Annotated in this window: 18 protein-coding genes; 7 read left to right on the top strand and 11 right to left on the bottom strand. The window is 47.8% G+C overall.

The window, feature by feature from the left end; all coding sequences use genetic code 11:
- Nucleotides 1-4 precede the first annotated feature (4 nt).
- Complete coding sequence (locus ACI2NF_RS06520; RefSeq protein WP_400150742.1) at nucleotides 5-958, bottom strand: hypothetical protein; 954 nt, start codon at nucleotides 956-958, stop codon at nucleotides 5-7.
- Between the two features lie 109 nt (nucleotides 959-1067).
- On the opposite strand from ACI2NF_RS06520, the gene ACI2NF_RS06515 reads away from it, so the two are divergent.
- Entirely contained in the window at nucleotides 1068-2027 is a 960-nt protein-coding gene (locus ACI2NF_RS06515) for a replication factor C small subunit (protein ID WP_400148918.1), read from the top strand.
- Here ACI2NF_RS06515 and ACI2NF_RS06510 read toward each other — a convergent pair whose 3' ends face one another.
- From ACI2NF_RS06510 to ACI2NF_RS06485, 6 genes are all read right to left on the bottom strand, one after another.
- A complete protein-coding gene (locus ACI2NF_RS06510) occupies nucleotides 2028-3257 on the bottom strand; it encodes a phenylacetate--CoA ligase family protein (RefSeq protein ID WP_400147545.1) in 1230 nt (409 codons plus the stop codon).
- Nucleotides 3258-3325: 68 nt separating this feature from the next.
- On the bottom strand, nucleotides 3326-4258 hold the full coding sequence (locus ACI2NF_RS06505; RefSeq protein ID WP_400211248.1) for a tetratricopeptide repeat protein: 933 nt from the start codon (nucleotides 4256-4258) through the stop codon (nucleotides 3326-3328).
- Entirely contained in the window at nucleotides 4255-5760 is a 1506-nt protein-coding gene (locus ACI2NF_RS06500) for an Hsp70 family protein (protein ID WP_400151337.1), read from the bottom strand. Before ACI2NF_RS06500 ends, ACI2NF_RS06505 begins: the two co-directional genes overlap by 4 nt.
- Nucleotides 5761-5845: 85 nt before the next feature.
- Nucleotides 5846-6883, bottom strand: coding sequence for a PH domain-containing protein (locus ACI2NF_RS06495; RefSeq protein ID WP_400211247.1), 1038 nt, complete (start codon nucleotides 6881-6883; stop codon nucleotides 5846-5848).
- A 55-nt stretch (nucleotides 6884-6938) separates the two neighbouring features.
- Entirely contained in the window at nucleotides 6939-8612 is a 1674-nt protein-coding gene (locus ACI2NF_RS06490) for a formate--tetrahydrofolate ligase (protein ID WP_400152675.1), read from the bottom strand.
- Between the two features lie 39 nt (nucleotides 8613-8651).
- Nucleotides 8652-8891, bottom strand: a complete 240-nt coding sequence (locus tag ACI2NF_RS06485; RefSeq protein ID WP_400150239.1) for a hypothetical protein — start codon at nucleotides 8889-8891, stop codon at nucleotides 8652-8654.
- Nucleotides 8892-8997: 106 nt separating this feature from the next.
- Here ACI2NF_RS06485 and ACI2NF_RS06480 point away from each other — a divergent pair, with 106 nt between their 5' ends.
- Complete coding sequence (locus ACI2NF_RS06480) at nucleotides 8998-9210, top strand: hypothetical protein (protein ID WP_400150241.1); 213 nt, start codon at nucleotides 8998-9000, stop codon at nucleotides 9208-9210.
- On the opposite strand, the gene ACI2NF_RS06475 is transcribed toward ACI2NF_RS06480, so the two are convergent.
- On the bottom strand, nucleotides 9201-10106 hold the full coding sequence (locus ACI2NF_RS06475; protein WP_400148458.1) for an SEL1-like repeat protein: 906 nt from the start codon (nucleotides 10104-10106) through the stop codon (nucleotides 9201-9203). The two genes, ACI2NF_RS06480 and ACI2NF_RS06475, sit on opposite strands and share 10 nt — an antisense overlap.
- A gap of 54 nt (nucleotides 10107-10160) precedes the next feature.
- Between ACI2NF_RS06475 and ACI2NF_RS06470 the strand changes: the two genes are divergently transcribed.
- From ACI2NF_RS06470 to ACI2NF_RS06460, 3 genes are all read left to right on the top strand, one after another.
- Nucleotides 10161-10829, top strand: coding sequence for a hypothetical protein (locus ACI2NF_RS06470; RefSeq protein ID WP_400211246.1), 669 nt, complete (start codon nucleotides 10161-10163; stop codon nucleotides 10827-10829).
- Nucleotides 10830-10858: 29 nt separating this feature from the next.
- Nucleotides 10859-11401 (top strand): hypothetical protein, encoded by a 543-nt coding sequence (locus ACI2NF_RS06465; protein WP_400204822.1) that lies wholly within the window; start codon nucleotides 10859-10861, stop codon nucleotides 11399-11401.
- Between the two features lie 212 nt (nucleotides 11402-11613).
- The gene (locus ACI2NF_RS06460) at nucleotides 11614-13710 is read left to right on the top strand and encodes an acetate--CoA ligase family protein (protein WP_400151370.1); all 2097 of its coding nucleotides are present in this window, start codon (nucleotides 11614-11616) and stop codon (nucleotides 13708-13710) included.
- Nucleotides 13711-13749: 39 nt separating this feature from the next.
- Here ACI2NF_RS06460 and cls read toward each other — a convergent pair whose 3' ends face one another.
- Nucleotides 13750-15192 carry a cardiolipin synthase gene (gene cls, locus ACI2NF_RS06455; protein ID WP_400211245.1) on the bottom strand — a complete coding sequence of 481 codons (1443 nt, stop codon included), beginning with the start codon at nucleotides 15190-15192 and terminating at the stop codon, nucleotides 13750-13752.
- A 207-nt stretch (nucleotides 15193-15399) separates the two neighbouring features.
- Between cls and ACI2NF_RS06450 the strand changes: the two genes are divergently transcribed.
- Nucleotides 15400-16725, top strand: coding sequence for a Na+/H+ antiporter NhaC family protein (locus ACI2NF_RS06450; protein ID WP_400148466.1), 1326 nt, complete (start codon nucleotides 15400-15402; stop codon nucleotides 16723-16725).
- A 204-nt stretch (nucleotides 16726-16929) separates the two neighbouring features.
- Complete coding sequence (locus ACI2NF_RS06445) at nucleotides 16930-17472, top strand: hypothetical protein (protein WP_400211244.1); 543 nt, start codon at nucleotides 16930-16932, stop codon at nucleotides 17470-17472.
- A 52-nt stretch (nucleotides 17473-17524) separates the two neighbouring features.
- Here the strand turns inward: ACI2NF_RS06445 and ACI2NF_RS06440 are convergent, their stop codons facing one another.
- Nucleotides 17525-18472, bottom strand: coding sequence for a thiamine pyrophosphate-dependent enzyme (locus tag ACI2NF_RS06440; protein WP_400211243.1), 948 nt, complete (start codon nucleotides 18470-18472; stop codon nucleotides 17525-17527).
- Nucleotides 18469-19632 (bottom strand): pyruvate ferredoxin oxidoreductase, encoded by a 1164-nt coding sequence (gene porA, locus ACI2NF_RS06435; protein WP_400211242.1) that lies wholly within the window; start codon nucleotides 19630-19632, stop codon nucleotides 18469-18471. The genes ACI2NF_RS06440 and porA overlap by 4 nt, the downstream gene beginning before the upstream one ends.
- Nucleotide 19633 lies beyond the last annotated feature (1 nt).

Raw genomic sequence — 19633 nt, 5'->3', positions numbered from 1 at the left:
GGGATCAATTCCTGCTTACACGTATCAGGCCGGAACACGGTATGACATCTACGCCTGCCTTCTCCCAAACATCGCATATGAGATTGACACCCAACGAATCCGACGGCATGTGACCTGAGACCACGAGTCTGATGTTGTGTTTCCTTGCTTCCTCTATGTGATTCTCTGGGAAATGCATCCCTACGACGGTACCTATGCCTGACATCTCCAATTTGGAGTAGATGTCCTTCGGACTTGATGTACCACCATTCATTTTAATCACGACCTTTCCGCAATGGTCACTGGGAGAGCCGACTGCGATGAGCGGTCTGCAATTGTATCTCGCACCTATCTTGAACTCTTCTATTGACATCAGATAATCGACAATGTCGCTGACGTATGTGGGAGATTCCTTCTCGATACCTTTGGAGAGAAAATCCTCTACGCAGTTATCCGCAGGTGCATGTATGTTCATTATCGGGATGTCAAGTAACTTAGCGGCATCCACGGCTTGGTTGTAGTTGGACGGATGCACCCCTCTCTTCACCTCAGCCATGCGGGATCCCATCATACCTTCGATCATGTTGTACGGAACCCCATATCCATGATAGAGTTCATTCTGTATGTCTATGACCTCAGGGAACGGGATCTTGGATGAACCTAACGGATGATGACCCACAATCCCATCGATCCTCTCTCCTTTCTCCCTCAATCTGTCGGCGAGGAGCACCTCTCCTGTCTCTATGTCGATGCCCCACATGAGCCTCTTGACGTCAAGATCCCCGTCCCCATATGACAACCTGGTGTCACCGTAAGGATTCCAAAGTCTCTCCATGTCAAAATAGGATCTCTCTTCCTCATTGAGCGAATCATATCTTGCCTTCTCTTTCTCCAGGATCCTGTCGATCATTTCCTTAGGGCGCAGATCGTGTTCGATACCGGTCTGTATCGCAAGTCTATAGACATCGATCAACTTCATATGTACGGACTAATGGATTCGATATTGATAAGGGCTTGTCCTACAGTTCTTACATGGGGCGTGGGAACAATGTTTATTTTGATTGATTGTTATGCCCGTCACGATCGATATGAAGGAGATATGGACAGAGAAATACAGACCAAAGAATCTTGACGAGGTCATCGGACAGAGGCATGTAACAGAGAGACTCAAAGCCTATGTCGAGACCAAGAACATGCCACATCTCCTGATGACAGGGCCTGCGGGCACTGGTAAGACCACATGCTCACTTGCCATGGCAAGGGAGATGTTCGGCGATGAATGGAAAGGGAACTTCATCGAATTGAACGCTTCCGATGAGAGAGGTATCGATGTCGTCAGAGGTAAGATCAAAGAATTCGCAAGGACCGCACCGTTGGGGAATGCGGAATTCAAGATAATCTTCATGGATGAGGCGGATGCATTGACGTCCGATGCACAGGCTGCGCTCAGAAGGACCATGGAGAAGTATTCCAAGATCTGTCGTTTTATCCTTTCATGCAATTATTCGTCGAAGATCATCGATCCGATCCAATCCAGATGTGCTGTATTCAGATTCAAACCTTTGTCGAAGGATGATGTGAAAGGATTCCTGATGAGGATCGTGACCAATGAGAATGTGAAGATAGATGATGAGGCACTTGACGCACTCGTTCATGTCGCAAGAGGCGATATGAGGCGTGCGGTGAACTCATTGCAGGTCGCAGCATCAATGGACAAGACGATAGATGTCGATACGATCTATCAGACCACGGGCCTCGCCAATCCTGAGGAAGTGAAGAAGATGATCGAGACCGCTCTTAAGGGCAATTTCATCGCTGCAAGGGACAAGCTCGACGAGATAATGATAGAATTTGGACTCTCTGGCCAGGATATAATAAGACAGATCCACTCTTCATTCTTCGAGTTATCCATCGATGACCGTGAGAAGGTCATGTTGATGGATAAGACAGGGGAAATAGAATTCCGTATCATCGAAGGTAGCAACGAACGCATCCAATTGGAAGCGCTGTTGGCCTACCTCGTGATGGTCGGCGGCACCAAGAGATGATCAGTACCTATTGTCGAAGATCCTGTGACTCTTCTTCTCGCTCCTTGGCAGTTCCTGTATGGCGACTGCCTTGGGGATTATCGTTATCCCGATCCTGCTCTTGAATTCGTCACGGACGGTCTTCTCGAGTGCTGTGCGCTCCTTGCCGGTAAGTTTGGTCTCGAAGAACAGTGTCAATGAATCCTTGCCTTCCATGTGATCGATCATCACCTGATATTCGCTTGATACGTCAGGGATATCCTTCAACAGATCCTCGATCTGTCCAGGGAATATGTTCACTCCTTTGACCTTCACCATATCGTCTGTACGTCCGATCAGGATGTCGATACGGGGGAATTTGGAACCGCATGGGCAATCTCCGGGTATGATGCGTGTTAGGTCATGTGTCCTGTATCTGATGAGTGGTGCACCTTCTTTTCTGAATGTTGTGATGACCAACTCTCCATATTCTCCGTCGGGGAGGTTCTTCCCTGTCTTAGGGTCTATGATCTCCATGTAGACATAATCGGACCAACAGTGTATGCCTGTGGCGCACTTACAGCTGATGCCGATACCTGGGCCATAGATCTCAGTGAGGCCGTAGATATCATAGAGTTCGACACCGAGTTCGTTCGCGATACGGTTACGCATCTTGTCTCCCCAGCGTTCAGAACCGATCAGGGCCTTCTTCAGCTTGATCTTATCCTTGATCCCTCTTTTCTCGATCTCTTCCGCAAGGAGGAGAGCGTATGATGATGTCGCTGTGAGTACGGTACTGCCGAGGTCCTGCATCATCGTCAGCTGTTTCTCTGTGTTGCCGGGACCCATAGGTATGCACATTGCACCAAGACGTTCTGCGCCTGCCTGGAATCCTATTCCTGCGGTCCACAATCCGTAACCAGGGGTGATATGTATGCGGTCAAGATTGGTGACACCTGCCATCTTATAGCATCTTTCGAACATGATGGCCCAGTCCTCGACATCCTTGTTCGTGTAGGGTATGATGACAGGTTTACCGGTCGTACCTGATGATGAATGGATCCTTACGACCTCCTCATCGGGTACTGATTGAAGGCCGAGAGGGTATGCGTCACGGAGCTCACATTTGTCTGTCAACGGTAATTTCTCGAAATCCTCCTTCGTCTGTATCTTCGTAGGGTCGATGTCCTTGTACTTCTCTCTGTAGAAGGGGGATTTCTCTTTTATCGTGGACAATTTGAGTTTTATCGCATCCAACTGCTCGGCTGACATCATGTTATCAAGCATGCTGATGCCATACTCATATATTAATGATGCTAAAATAAATACATTAATGTACATTAATATACATTAGTTTTGATACGTTTCCATAATTGGCTGAATATGGTCTTACCATCATCCGCCCCTCTGATCTTCCCGACGACATCTGGTGTATTCAGAACGGTCTCTTCTACAGGCATCGGAGTATGTTTCACCTTGACGGGAACCTTATCGTCGAGATACGCTCTCGCATCATCGCTTCCGGCAATAGCAGCGTGCGAGATCATCATCGACGCTATGTTCGTATCCTGTGTGACGCCCTGTCCATGCTCATACATGTATCCGAGCATGAACTCGCAATCCACATCACCTTCTTTGTATCCTAATCTGAAGTATTCGATCGCCTGATGATAGTTGAGTTTGATCGCTTTACCTCTGTAGTAGCACATCCCTGCTTTGTAGTACGCGCTTACATCGCCGGATTCTGCCGCCGAGATATAGAGGGATGCGGCCTTCTTTATGTCACGATTCGGATTGTGAAGATCCATATATGCATCCGCAAGTGCGATACGCGCCTTGCTGTATCCTTGATTGGCAGCCATGGTGAACCATCTTATGGCGAATCCATAGTCCTTGTACACACAATACCCGTTGTAATAGAATATCCCGAGGTAGTACTGACCTTTGGGGAATCCATTCTCAGCGGATAATCTGAACCATTTGAGTGCATCTTTGTAACTCTTCTTGGATGTCAATCCGAGGTAGTAGTCCATACCAACATAGTATTGGGCTTCATCGATTCCATGTTCCGCCGCTTTTCTGAACAGTTCGGCAGCTTTCTTGTTGTCTTTATTGACATGGTCCCCTTCGACGAGTATCTTGCCATAACATGTCTGTGCATACGGATTACCAGCCAAGGCAGCCTCTTTCATAAGATCGACACCCGAATAGTCTCCGGCATCGAGCAGGGATTTCGCCTTGACGTAAGTATCGGAAGCAACCAACGACATCATATTATCCCTTCTATCTTCGATGCTGACGATGTTACCTCGTCATCAGTCATCTTGATGCTCTCAACGAATGAGAATGAGTTGACATCGTTGTTGCACGTCATGTTGAATCCTACGCTGCCGTCCTTATCCACGGTTATGCGTATAGGTATCTTCGTACGACCGCGCAATATCTTGCCTGTCAGCGGTATTGATAACTCTTTGACGAGTTTACCGTCGGTCACATCTATGAAATATTCCCCAGAACGGGAGATCGATTCGTAGATCTTTATGTCCATACAATCCTGATCATCTCTCTTAGGTCTGCATGTGAGAGTATAATCCGAAGGGATGTTGGTATTCTTGAAGACGACGTTACAGACCTTCTCCACTCCATCGATGCCCGCCAATATACCATAGGTCTTGGTCATGACAGGTATCACTTCTATCCTCTTGTGGCCGTATTTCGATTCTGCATAGAGGGCTGCGCCATCGGATATCGCGAATTCAGGTTTGTATACGATGATGTCCTTCGAAGGGAACGCTTCCCTTAAGTTCCTTGGGACCTGAAGCATGAGTGAGGAAGCACCTACAAGGACGATCTCGTTGACATCGCTCATAGTATGCTTGGAATTCCTCAAGGCGTATCCGATCATATCTATACTCTTATCCATCAACCACTTGGTGGATGTTTCGAATTCTTCTCTTGTTATCGAGTATGTGGTGACCTCTCCACGGAGCATTATCTCTCCCGTCGCTCTAGGTCTCCTTTCCAATTCGAGTTTGATCCTCTCTGCCTCCAAGAGCAACAATCTTCTGAATTCGCTGTCGCTCATCACATCGGATCCCTCCATCCCTCTGGTATCCAAGACCTTCCTTTGGATGAGTGTTGCGAGTTGGAGATCCCAATCCCTGCCTCCGAGATCCTTGTTACTCTCATCGGCAAGTACGCGGAACCTTCCGTTTGACATCTCGACGACGGAGACATCCAATGTCCCTCCGCCGAGATCGTATATTATCATGAGGCGGTCGTTATCGGTGCCTTTGCTCATACCGTATGAGATAGCAGCAGCGGACGATTCCGAAAGTAAGGTTATATCTTCGAAACCTGCAATTCTTGCAGCGTTGTACGTGGAATGTTTCTCGATGTCACCATAATCCCCTGGAATGGTGATCACGACGTCCTTCACATCGAACCCGGTCTGTTTCCTGAATTCCATCCTGAGCTTCTTCAGCAATATGGCGGACAGATCCGTTGGACTGTAAGGTTTATCATTGAATATCCTTACAACATCCTCTCCGAGCACCCTTTTGAAATGTGATGCCGTATTCCATGTACCACTAACATCTTTGAGTTCCATGGCATCATGGCCTACGAATATGCCTTTGTCAGTGAATGTAACTATCGACGGCATAGTCATGTGATCGTTCACATGTAACAATTTAACAGAGCCATCACCCTCTGTATAGGATACGCACGAATTTGCCGTACCCAAATCTATCCCGACATAGCACTGACTAGACATCCCACCGTGGCTGATAACACTATTCTGGTTATTAAATGTATTTAGGGATGACCCACTTCAGCGGGATGAAAATTACTTTTTGTCGTTATGTATAGGTCAGCTGAATCCTTGAGGATGCGAGGTATTCATCACACGCGGAGGAGGGAAGGAATAGCTTAGGATCATCGTGAAGTTTGACATCTGCCTTCAGATGTCCGTTCAGTTCCTCGGCCATAGCTCTGGTACAGTCAGGATCATTGGTGTTGAACACGACGACATCTCCATTCAGACAATATATCACTACCACAGGCATGACGCCTTTGTGTATGGCGAGTTTGTACTTACCAAATTCGGCATTCTTGAAGTTGCCCGTACTGAATTTGGGTGTACTGTAGCCTCCAACCCTTTTGCCTGCATTAAAATCATCACGGAGTTCGATGTGATCTATCTTATCATATCTGATATCCTTTTTCATCATCGTCGCATCGATGGTGATGGAATCATCATCCATGCTGACATCCACATGTCCGACTGAGAGCATTATGATAGCGATGGCCGCTATGAATATGGCGCCGATTACTATGAATCCGACAAATAATTTCACATTTTTGGAACGTCTCTTTTTTGAACCAGTCGTATCGGAACTTATGATCGGGCCCGCATCGGTTCCTGCAGATATCTGGTGATATAGTGTCTCTGTGGATTCCGTATCTTTGTAGTTGAATATGGTGACCTTACCTTTGCCGTACCTGATCACGATGAATCTAGGGATCCTCGAGTCGCCTGCATAGATGTATGATGAGAACTCATCATTCGTGAAGTCGCCATAACCCCTTTTCAAACCTCCGTAACCGAACATCCTCAGACCTGGTTTGAATTCCTGTCTGAACTCCATCTGCGTTATTGTGCAGAGCGGTATGCTGAGGTTGACCATAGGGGCCTTGATATGCAATGTATCATTCGAGATGTATGCCTCGGTGCCGCCGATCTTTATGAACGGGATGAAGAGGATCAAGGTTAGTATTGCGAGTAAGGCGAAGAACAACACCACCCCTATGATGTCCATGATCAATAGTATGACTACGATCCATATGGAGATTAAGTAAGAGACCAGCATGATCCCGAACCATTCCATGCTGTCCATGATGATCCGTCCTGTAGAAGTAAAAATAGAAAATTGGGGCAATCGCCCCATAAGATCATTTAAGACCAGTGATACGGCCGTTCTTGTCGATATCCATGTTGACGGCGGCAGGTACTTTAGCAAGTCCTGGCATCAAGGTCATCTCGCCACATACGGGGACGATGAAACCTGCACCGCCGGAGATGTTCACTTCTCTCACAGTGAGCGTCCATCCGATAGGTGCGCCCTTCTTCTTCGGATCATCACTGATCGATGCCTGCGTCTTCGCGATACAGACAGGCAGGCCACCATAGCCAAGATCCTCTAATTGTTTCAGAGTCTTGTTCGCTTTTGCGGAGTATTCCACCCTGTCCGCACCATAGATCTTCTTTGCGATGGTCTCGATCTTCTCTTTGAGTGGGATGTTCAGATCATACAACGGCTTGTATGATGCTTTCTTCGTCTCAAGTGTCTCGACAACCTTCTCGGCAAGTTTGACGCCTCCCTCTCCACCGCTCATGAAGACATCCGATGGCGCATATTCCGCACCCTTCTCTTTGCAGTGCTCTGCGATCCTGTCAAGATACTCCTGCTTGTCTGTAGGGAACCTGTTGATCGCGACCACGATGGGTACGCCATATTGCTGCATGTTCTCGATGTGTTTGTCCAAGTTGCTGAATCCTTTGTTCAACGAATCCATGTTCATCGTGGATTCATCTTTCAGGTCAGCTCCACCGTGCATCATCAATGCACGTACCGAAGCTACGATGACTACAGCATCTGGTGAGAAACCAGCTTGTCTGCATACGATATCCATGAATTTCTCTGCACCTAGGTCGGCTGCGAAACCAGCTTCCGTGACGACATAATCCCCAAGTTTGAGTGCTGAGCGGGTTGCGATAACGGAGTTCGCTCCGTGTGCGATGTTAGCGAACGGGAATCCGTGGATGAAAACAGGTTGTCCCTCCAACGTCTGTACGAGGTTGGGGTTGATCGCATCCTTCAGACAGATCATCATCGCACCGATGCATTTCAGATCTTTGGCTTTGACCGGTGCACCGTCGTATGTGTATGCAACGATGATGTTCCCCAATCTCTCCCTGAGATCATCGAGGTCGGATGCGAGTGCAAGTATCGCAGAGATCTCGGATGCGGATGTGATGAGGAAACCGCTTTCATGCGGTATGCCTCCCATTCCTTTTCCACCTAGTCCGACCACTATGTTCCTGAGCTCACGACAGTTCATGTCCATCGTCTTCTTGAGAACGATCTGTGTGGGGTCGATACCGAGTTCATTCCCTTTGGCGATGTGGTTCTCGACCATGGCGGATAGGAGGTTGTGTGCCGCTGCCACAGCAGGGATATCTCCTGTGAATTGGAGGTCGATATCCCACATGGGATACACTTGTGCGTAACCTCCTCCGGTAGCACCGCCTTTGATACCGAATGTTGGTCCGAGCGAAGGCTCTCTGAGCGCTCCTACGACGTTCTTCCCGATCTTGCTGAGGCCTTGGATTAATCCGATCGATGTCACAGTCTTGCCTTCACCGGCTGGTGTGGCCGTTATGGCCGTGACGAGAATCAATTTTCCATCCTGCTTGTCCTTGTATTTATCAAGTTCGTTCAGTGGGATCTTGGCGATGTATTTCCCATAGGGAACGAGGTCATCATCAGGGATTCCAATCTTTGCAGCTATATCCTTAATCGGCTTCATTTCTGCGTCGTATGCTATCTCTAAATCGGTCTTCATGGACATACCGAAAATCATATGTCGGTGAGATTATAAGCATTATCTGTTAACGCTGATTACAACATTGGAATACATCTTCGATGTCATCGGCCGTAATCTTCCGTTGGGGTATCTCGTGGTCTCCCTATACCATGTTACAAACTCATCTATTATCTCTTGTGGCGCTTCGGAACTTATCCCTTTCACGCCGAAGAGGCATTCCTCATCACCGTAGAAGACGAGATATCTGTTGAATCTCCTCTTCTGTTCTTCTGTCATCGTGGACGTATTCAGCCCCATACAACCTACCCATCGCTTTGGATGTGCTGGTATGTATTTATTTGTAATAATGTTATTAATGTTATAAAAATTATTAATGTTACTTTATTTACATATTAACTGTAGCATGGCTTGTGAAATATGCTGTGGACTAGATGCAATAGGGAAGGCTGTCATGGATGAGGATGTGGAGAAGGAGTATGAGGTACTCTCAATCATCAGTGAGACACTACTTCTATTCATAGAGGGGTTAAAGAAGAATGGGAGGAAGACCGATCATCTATCCAAGACATACAAGGGTATGATAGAGACGGCGGTGGAATTGAAGGATCAATTGTGACCTTCAACGCGAGCGATGATGTCCTTCGCTGCTTTGTTGCCATTGTCCGCAGATACTCTGAGCCATGTCACGCCTTTATCGATGTCCTTCTCGACACCTTTTCCTTCGATGTAAAGGCGACCGAGATAGAATTGTGCATCAGGATCGTTCTTGAACGATGCAGTTTGGAACCATTTGAGTGCGTCGGCGTATTCTGCGCGGGTGTAACGTATTATTCCAAGGTTGACCATAGCCGGTAACAGTCCGAGATTCGCAGCTTTCGTATACCATGTGATGGCCTCATCCTCATTCTGAAGCGAATCCTCCATCAACACGGATGCTACTTTGAACTGTGCATCAGGTATGTCCTGTTCTGCAGCCTTCTTGTACCATTGGAATGCCTTGTCACGATCCTTTGTCATGCCGGCTCCCTCCTCGTACATGTATCCTACCTTGTATTGTGATAATGCATCTCCGGCTTCAGCAGCTTTCAACAACCATTTTCCTGCTTCTGAGATGTCCTGTTCGACGCCATATCCGTTTATGTAGAGCATCCCCAACTCAACGAAGGCACCGACCTCACCAGCATCTGCAGCCTTCAGGAACCACTTCCTTGCCTCGACATAATCCTGCGGGACGCCTGCACCAGCCCAGAATACCATCCCCATATTGAACATGGATTTGGAGAATCCCTTGGAAGCGGATCTAGTGAAGAGTTCGATGCCTTTCACATGATCCTTCGGTACTCCGTTCCCTCCCATGTACATCTCGCCAAGCGCACATTCAGCTGCGGGATTGCCCTCATCAACTGCCAGGGCATAATATTTGGCGGCTTTGTACGGGTCTTTTTCGACACCTTGACCTAACTCATATCTCACGCCAAGTTCGAAATTATCTGATGAGGGTTGGTTGGACATGATATCACCTATGCATACGGAGGTATTTATCAAGGTCACCTCATGTCAATGTCGATGATATCTCTGGAGGACCTTAGGAACATCGCTAACGATGAGGGGATTCCAGTGCTATCTGTCGCATCTGTTTCTTCATGGGATTCTGATACGATCGTCAGCAGGATCGTTCCAACTGATATGAGGCCTGGGAACATAATGGATGGTTGCAAGGTAGCTATCGTCCTCGGGCTTCCGATCGGATATGCCATGGAGAGGATCGATGGTAAGAGAACATACGTCGAGGCATATGACATCATGAATGACATGATCGACGATGCGATGGAACGTATTGCAGGAGAGATCATCGACGACGGACACAATGCTGTTGTGATATCGCGCAACAGACGTGATTCCAAGGTCATATTCTCCAACAGATGCGCCGCATATCTGGCAGGTATCGGCACATTCGGTGCGAACAATTCCACAATCACGGAAAGGTATGGACCAAGGATAAGGTTCGGCACGATACTATCCGATATCGATGTGGAGACGTCGGTTCCGATGGATCATCAGATATGTACAGGATGTATGGGGTGTGTAAGGGCATGTCCGCAGCATCTGATAACGTATGCACGCCCGTTATCGATCATAGATGTCGAAGGATGTGCAGAATACTCGAAGAGATCGACAGAATCTGGTAAATCACCATGCGAGAGATGCATCGATGTCTGTCCGATAGGGAAATGAATCGGTATTGCGATGATATGGTGATTGATATGGATGATGAAGAATTCAAAGGAAGGATGGAGATAGCGAACGAGAATGTGGACACATTGATTGGTTATGAACCGTCTGTGATGAATATCATCCTATACCTATCGATGTGTGCAGCACTCGATTGTTACGATGCAGAGAGATCGGATGAGGCACTTGATTCTGATATAGATGTATTGTATAATGTCACCGACCTTGTGAAGTCCAAGATCGAGGGATGGGGCTGGAAGCAGTTGGAGTTGGATTCTAGGCCTGAACCCGAAGGTGATGACAGGATCGAATTATTCATGGATGCGCAAGGGTTCCTCGAGGACATGATCAACGATCATTTGGAATTGTTCGATGATACCGATGATGGACATAATGAAGCGTATCTGGAAGTTAGTAACATGATCGTCTACATGATATCAGCGGTCTGCTCTAGATGTAGTGATATTGACAAAGCGATCACATATGCCGTCGATTCGATGAGAAGGACATTTGCATTCATACGTGATGAATGCACACTGATCCCGAAGGAAGAGCTCGAACCTCAATCGGAATGATGCGCAAGTGTACGAATGTACATACTGCAAACGTCGTATGGCTTACTGATTCAACTCATAAGAATGTTAAAAATCATATGATTATTCACAATTTTTATCGGAATACTAGCAAAAAGATGGATGATATTCGACACAATCAGATAAAATCGATTGGATAACTTCGACGATTGACTAACTAAGCCTTATATTGGGACATAATATTACGAGCATCCATGAAAGGTTTTGTCAACCCCGAATCAATTGCGATCATAGGTGCGTCCAACGACACGACCAAGATCGGCGGCATATTGGTATTGAATCTGATCAATGCTGGTTTTGACAAGGAAAGGATCTACCCTGTGAATCCCAAAGGCGAGGATATCCAAGGTCTCAAGTCATATACGAATGTGAAAGAGATTGGAAAACCCGTTGATCTCGCTGTCATCAGTATCAAGAACAAATTCATTATCCCGGAGATGGACAACCTTAGGGATGCTGGTATAAAGAACGCAACGATCCTCACAGCTGGTTTCAAGGAAGACAGTGCAGAGGGTGCAGAGCTTGAGAGACAGCTCGTTGAGAAGGCGAACGAGTACGGCATCAGAATCCTTGGACCCAACTGTTTCGGAAACATGGATCCAAAGCACAAGGTCAATGTTACATTCGCTAAACTCATGCCCAAAGCAGGAAACCTCTCGATCCTCTCACAATCCGGTGCTGTCGGATCATCCATGCTCGACTGGGCATATGAGACAGGTATCGGTATCGCCAAATTCATCACATTCGGTAACAAGTCGGATGTCGATGAGGCGGATTTCTTCGAGGCACTCTCAGAGGATGATGATACGAAGGTCATCGGTATGTACTGCGAGGGAATTTCCAACGGAGAGAAATTCATCAAGAATGTCACCAACATGAAGAAGAAGAAACCGATCATCGTCTTCAAGGCCGGATCGACAGCCGCGGGAGGTGCAGCGGCATCCTCGCACACAGGTTCTATCGCAGGTTCCGATGCAGTGAACGATGTCGTGTTCAAGAAACTCAACATCACAAGGGCAAGGGACCTCGAAGAGTTGTTCGACGCGTTCGGAATGTTCCACACATACGACCACATGGACAAGGATAAGATTGGAATCATAACCAATGCAGGTGGACTTGGAGTCATGTCCGCTGATGCTGCATACAACGCAGAATACATTGGCGCAGCAAAGCTCTCCGATGAGACGATCAAGAGGATAAGGGAGGAAGTGCCCACAGTAGCTGGTGTCACGAACCCTATCGATGTAAGAGGAGATGCCAAGGCAGAGTACTTCGAGAAGACAATCAAGATTGTGCAGGAGGATCCATCCGTCGGTGGATTGGTCATAATGGGTTCGCCTCTCGATACTGCAGATCTCGAATCCGTTGCAGAGAGTCTCGTAAGGATCAAGGACGAGATCAAGGTCCCGATGGCCATTTGTTGGGCCGGAGGAACCAAATGTGCAAGGGCCGCCGCAATCACAAGAGCAGGCGGACTTCCCACATACACAACACCTGACAGAGCCGTTCACGCACTCGATCTCCTCAGGAGATATACGATACGCGGAGAGCGCAGCAACACCCCAATGATCCTTCCCAAGACATGCGGAGGAAGGGACAAGGTCAAAGCGATCCTCGCAGGCGCAGAGACGGAAGGGCGCAAGAGCCTTACAGAGGCAGAAGGAAAAGCGATCTTCGCAGCATACGGACTCCCCACTCCCGGAGAGGCATCTGTCACATCCGAGGATGAGGCAGCCAAGGCATGCAACAAGATCGGATACCCTGTAGTCATGAAGATCATCTCACCCGATATCGCACACAAGACGGATGTCGGTGGGGTCGTTGTCGGTGTCAAGGATGAGGCGGCTGCAAGGGATGCTTACAAGAAGATCATGGATTCCTGTAAGAAGAACAAGCCCAATGCAAGACTCGATGGTGTTTCAATACAGCAGATGGTCTCTGGAAGAGAGGTCATCGTCTCCATAATGAGGGATGTGCAGTTCGGCCCCGTCCTCTCATTCGGTCTCGGAGGAATATTTGTAGAGATCCTCAGAGAGATCTCACAGGCACATGTTCCACTTTCTGAGGAACAGCTCGATGAGATGATCACAAGCACGAAAGCTTTCAAACTCCTCAACGGAGCACGCGGTACAGCAAAATCCGATATCGCTGCAATGAAGGATGCTATGAGGAAACTCGTGCTCATCGCAGAGGAGAATCCCGAGATCAGAGAGATCGAGATCAACCCGATCATAGTCGGAGAAGAGGGTAAAGGCTGTTGGGCAGTCGATGCACTCGTAACTCTCGAGTGAGAATAAACCAGGGGCGTAAGCCCCTATTTCTTTTCGTTTTCATGTAAGATTGATGAACAATCTTGATATTACAAGTCTCAAAGCCTTGAATCCTTTGATGTTATCATAATCCTTGCACGAATATTCTGTGGAGAGTTCAAGATCCTTCATGAAGGCCTCATCCATCTTCTGTCCAATATCCCTTGAGAGTATCATCGCATTGGTCTCGAAATTCAATACCAATGAACGATCATCCATGTTCGCTGAACCAACAGAACAATATTTCCCATCCACTACGATGGTCTTGGAGTGTACGAATCCATTGTTGTACATGTAGATCTTCACTCCGCGTTTCATGAGGATATTCGCACAGTACACATTGTTCCAATAGACGAACATGTGATCGGGTTTATCAGGCATTATCACACGGACATCCACACCGGATGCGGCAGCCAATGACAAAGCATCCTTCAACGAATCGTCAGGCATGAAATACGGTGTGTGGATGTACACAGACTTCTTAGCCGATTTTATCAATTGCAGATATTCCATCCTGATAGGATTCACATCCGCAATATCCGGCCCTCCGGAGATAATCTCCACTCTATCATTCCCATGTTCCTTCGCCACATCTATAGGTATGTATTCGGCAAGATTGCGTCTGAATTCACCATTGGAAGCATATTCCCAGTCCCTGACGAATCTTATCAAGAGTCCGACACAAGCACCGCCGCGGATACGTACGGAAGAATCCCTCCAATATCCTAAGTCTCCCTTTCCGATATACTCGTCGCCGATGTTGAATCCGCCACAATAGCATATCTTCCCGTCGATGATAGCGATCTTCCTGTGGTTACGGTTGTTCTTCTTAGGGCTCAGGAAATATGTCGTGACGGCATGGAATTTAGAGAATTGTCCGCCTGCTTTCCTGAATGCTCTTGCCTTCTTGCCCAATCCGCCGGAGAATCCAAGATCATCTGAGAGCAATTTCACTTCAAGACCCTCTTTCGCCTTATCGGTCAATATGTCCAGGAACTGATTGCCGAGTTCATCGTTCTTGATGATGAAATACTCTATGAAGATGAAATCCTTGGCATTCCTGAGGTCATCAAACAAAGCTTCGAAATTATCGACACCTTCGGTGAAAAGTTCCACCTTGTTATTCACGCTATATGCTTCGCCGCCGCAGTTGAGCATCGTTCTTCCGATCGATGCATCCTCCATGTTCTCGGCCTCATCCTGTGCGATGACATACTCTTGGATATCTATCGACTGTTTGATCTCCTCGTCCTTTATACCTTTCAATTTGAAGGTATGCTTCGCATAGAAGGTCTGACCTATCATCAGGTATGCTATGAATCCGATTACGGGTAACACCAGGAATATGATCGCCCAAGGTATGATCCTACTTGGATTCGATCTCTCCGAGAATAGCATGAACAGCAGGAACACCATATCCAAAACATAGAGGATGACGGTTACCTGCATGGGTGTGTCGAACATGACTCCGTGAATGATATGAAATTATATCCATGTTATCCAACGATGCATCTTGGGGATGTCGGAGAGATGACCTTCAACAGTCCAATGAACGTACTATGATACCCCCAGTCCAATCAGATATTCGATGCATATCTTCGATATCCACCATCCGTATGAGGCAAAATATCCGTCGTCTATTCTTTATAGGATGGCGTTATGTTGAAATACATGGAGAATGAGGGGAACGTAAGATCACTTATCCCAATCGTAGTATTCGTCATACTGTATCTAGGCCTGGGTATCCTATTCGAATATGCCCTGGACATAGAGATGGGATTCTACAAGGTCTCTGTCGTCATGGTATTCCTTGTCGCATTGTTCGTGGCGATCTACCAGACAAAAGGCCTGTCAATGAACGATAAATTCAGCATCATGGGGAAAGGTGTCGGGGACCCCAACATCCTGATGATGTTGATCATATTCCTGACCGCAGGTGCCTTCGTTGGTATCGTCGGTCGTGAAGGCGCAGAAAGTGTGGCGTATTGTTTCCTTACATTCATACCTCCTGAGTTGTCCGTACTTGTCATATTCATCGTCAGTGCGTTCGTCTCGCTTGCTATGGGTACGTCCGTTGGGACCATCACGATGCTCACGCCGATCTCGGCACAGATCGCATTGACCACTGGTTTCAACCCTGCATTATGTATCGCATCTACCGTTGGAGGTGCGATGTTCGGCGATAACCTCTCATTCATTTCTGATACAACAATCGCTGCATGTAACGGTCAAGGCTGTGATATGAAGGACAAATTCAAGGAGAACCTCGGGATCGCCCTCCCTGCAGCCATCGCAACCTGTGTCATCATCGTCATCATGAGCATAACATCGGACATAGGGTCAGTCGAGGTCGGCGATTTCGATCTCATCAGGATGATACCTTATCTCGTCGTACTCATCGGAGGTATAATCGGTATCAACGTGTTCGGGGTGTTGATTCTTGGAATAATCACAGCGGCCGTGATAATGTTAGGTACTGAGGCTGTAGCATTCACAGATATGATCACCAATATGGGGGACAGCATCAGCGGTATGTTCGAGACATCCATGGTCGCGATACTCGTTGCGGCGATATGTGCCTTGATAGCATACAATGGCGGATTCAAGGTAGTTCTTTCATGGATCAGAAGGAAATTCAAGAGTAAGAAGGGCGGAATGCTAGGTATCGGGTTGCTTGTCGGGGCATTGGATGTCTCCACTGCCAATAACACCGTTGCTATCATAATGGCGAACCCTATCGCAAAGGAGATCGCGAACGATTATGACATATCACCGAAGAGGACAGCGTCACTCCTAGACATATTCTCATGTATCTTCCAAGGGATCATCCCGTATGGTGCACAGATGCTTGTAGCAGTGTCATTGGCTGTAACCGCTGGTCTGAGCGTATCGGCATTCGATGTGATACCCAATCTGTTCTACCCGTTCATGTTGCTCATAGCGACACTGATCTTCATCTTCTTCCCCAAGAGAAAGAAGGCTGAGGTCACTGCTTGATTCGTGGGTGTTGGGCGGTCGACGTCCAACATTCATGGTTCTTTTTCTTTCATCTTGATCATAAATGAATGATGAAGGTGCACAGATTACGTGCTTGACATAATCGACGGAACTTTTTTAAACAATCCCGAATTCACACGTTTCGAATCCACGTAAATCAGAAGCCTTGAGCGGAAACAGTGTGATTTGCCAAGGTGGTACGAAATGGATGATAGATTACCGTGGAATGAGAGAGAAGGCATCATCTATGGATGCATAATCGCCTCCATATCCTCGCTTTTGATCGGCGGATTCAACGTTTATAGCAATACAGGCTACAGCATCGATAGATTCGGTGAGTTCGTGATGAACTATCTGGTCATCTGGCCTGTGATATTCATTGTTGCTTTCACATTTGCTAGTACAGTCGTTGAGCGTGTTGCAGGTATGGTCGTAGGGAGATTCGCTGCTCCTACCGACAGCGTCAATGCTCATATCGTCATGAACATCGTCGTCTGCGTACTGATGATGTCCGCCACCATGTCATTGGTCGGAGGGATCGTAGGTGAGACTATCGGTTTCTTGATGGGTGGCCCATCAGTGAATGTTGTAGAGCTGGTTGCTAATTGGACAAAGATATGGCCGAGGAATTTCTGTATTGCATTCTGGGTCGAGATGTTGATCGCACAACCGATCGCACGCACTGTCATGGTAAGGATGCATGCCGTCAATATGAAACACGATATGGCAGTGACTGATTCGACATGAGTCGAGTAGAGAAATTAAAAAAAGATCCAATGGCCCCGAGGGGCCGAATGGATCAAAGTTTTGAGAGTTTGATGAGTCTTTCCCACTTGCGGTCGATCTCTGCCTGGACTTTCTCGAGAAGTTCTGCGTTCTCGGGCTTGAGCATGTGTTTGTACCTGCCCTGTGCCTTGAACCATTCCGTGATGGGCTTCTTCTCCTGAACTCCGTCAGCGATCCTCTTGGATTCTGCAGTGAGTCTGTATTCTCCGTTCTCGCACTCATAGAGCGGCCAAACACACGTCTCTACGGACAATTTGGCCATGAGTATGGTGTCCTCGGATGCGAATCTCCATCCTCTCGGACATGGGGAGACTGCATTGATGAATGCAGGCCCTCCGCACTCGAATCCTTTCTCGCATTTCGAAATCAGATCCCTCCAGTTGTGGGGTGAAACCTGTGCTACGTACGGGATATCGTGCGCTGCGACGATCATCGTAAGGTCCTTGGGGTGTTCTGTCTTACCCTGTTGGACCGTACCTGCCGGAGATGTGGTCGTGGATGCACCGAAACCAGTTGCACCAGATCTCTGGATACCTGTGTTCATGTATGCTTCGTTGTTGAAACAGACATACATCAACTGCTGACCCCTCTCAAGCATACCTGAGAGTGCTTGGAATCCGATATCATATGTTCCTCCGTCTCCACCGAATGCGACGAATCTCATCTCTTCCTTTATCTTTCCCTTTCTTCTGAGTCCCTGATATGCGGCCTCGAGACCTGCACCAGTCGCGGCTCCGTTAGCGAAAGCTGTGTGGATCCACGGGACGTTCCATGATGAGTAGGGGAAGATCGTTGTAGATACCTCGAAACAACCTGTTGCGCTTGCTGCGACCACAGGTTTGTCCGTGGACATGAGCACCTGCCTTGCGATGATACTCTCAGCACATCCAGCACAGAGCCTGTGTCCTGAGGTGAGTCTCTCGGGGACCTTTGTGAGATCCTTGATGGGTTTTGAACTCATTCTTTCACCCCCAGGTAGTTGACGGTCTTTGCTTTTCCGTCCTTCACCGTCTCGAACACCGACATGAATTCTTTGACACTGACGTCCTTTCCTCCGAGTCCGTAGATGAAGTTGTATGCCTTGGGCACCTTCTTGCATTCAAGGATCGTTGCTGCAACCTCAGGATACATCGGACCATATGCTCCGATGGAGAGGTGTTTGTCCATGACGATGACTCCCTTCTTTCCGTCCAAGATCTTCATCAGGCATGCTGCGGGCCATGGCCTGTATACACGAGGCATGCATGCTCCGACTTTCAGTCCCTTCTCTCTGAGCTTGTCAACGGCCTCCTTTATGGTGCCGTATGATGAACCGAGGATGACTGCAACATAATCCGCATCGTCGCACTTGTATTCCTCGACGAGCTTGTATCTCCTTCCAGAGATTTTTGCGAATTCTTCGAATACGTCCTCAATGACCTTCACTGCCCTGTCCATCGCCTGTACGAGCTGATATTTGTGCTCGTAGTAGTACTCGGGATTGTCCATGAGTCCGTGTGAGATCGGGTTCTTGTAATCAAGGAGCGGGAGGAACGGTTTGTATTCGCCCACGAATTTCTTCACGACCTCATCTGGAAGCGGGGACATCCTCTCGATTGCGTGTGTGAGGATGAAACCATCGAGATTGGTCATGATCGGCAACTGCACATCGGGGTGTTCCGATATCCTCGGTGCGATGATCGAGTTATCATATGCTTCCTGAACATTCTCTGCGAAGAGTTGGATCCACCCTGTGTCCCTTGCGGACATAACGTCTCCGTGGTCGTTGTGGATGTTGATAGGTCCGCTGATTGCTCTGTTCGCAACAGCCATCACGAGCGGTACTCTCATCGCGGATGTGATAGGCAACATCTCCCACATGTATGCAAGACCCTGTGACGATGTCGCTGTGAACGTCCTAGCTCCTGCGGATGCTGATGCCGTACAAACAGTCAAAGCGGAGTGCTCCGACTCGACACAAACGAATTCCGTTCCAACATCTCCGTCAGCAACGTAGTCTGAGAATTTCTCGACTATGATAGTCTGAGGTGTGATCGGATATGCTGCACACACATCGGGATCGATCTGTTTCCATGCCAATGCGACTGCGCAGTCACCATTGATTGCTAAATCATTACCCATC

The organism is Candidatus Methanarcanum hacksteinii (genome assembly GCF_964305265.1).
Taxonomy (GTDB): Archaea; Thermoplasmatota; Thermoplasmata; order Methanomassiliicoccales; family Methanomethylophilaceae; genus Methanarcanum; species Methanarcanum hacksteinii.
The sequence above is the reverse complement of the archived record's forward strand: the minus strand, read 5'-3'. Positions and strand labels throughout refer to the sequence as shown.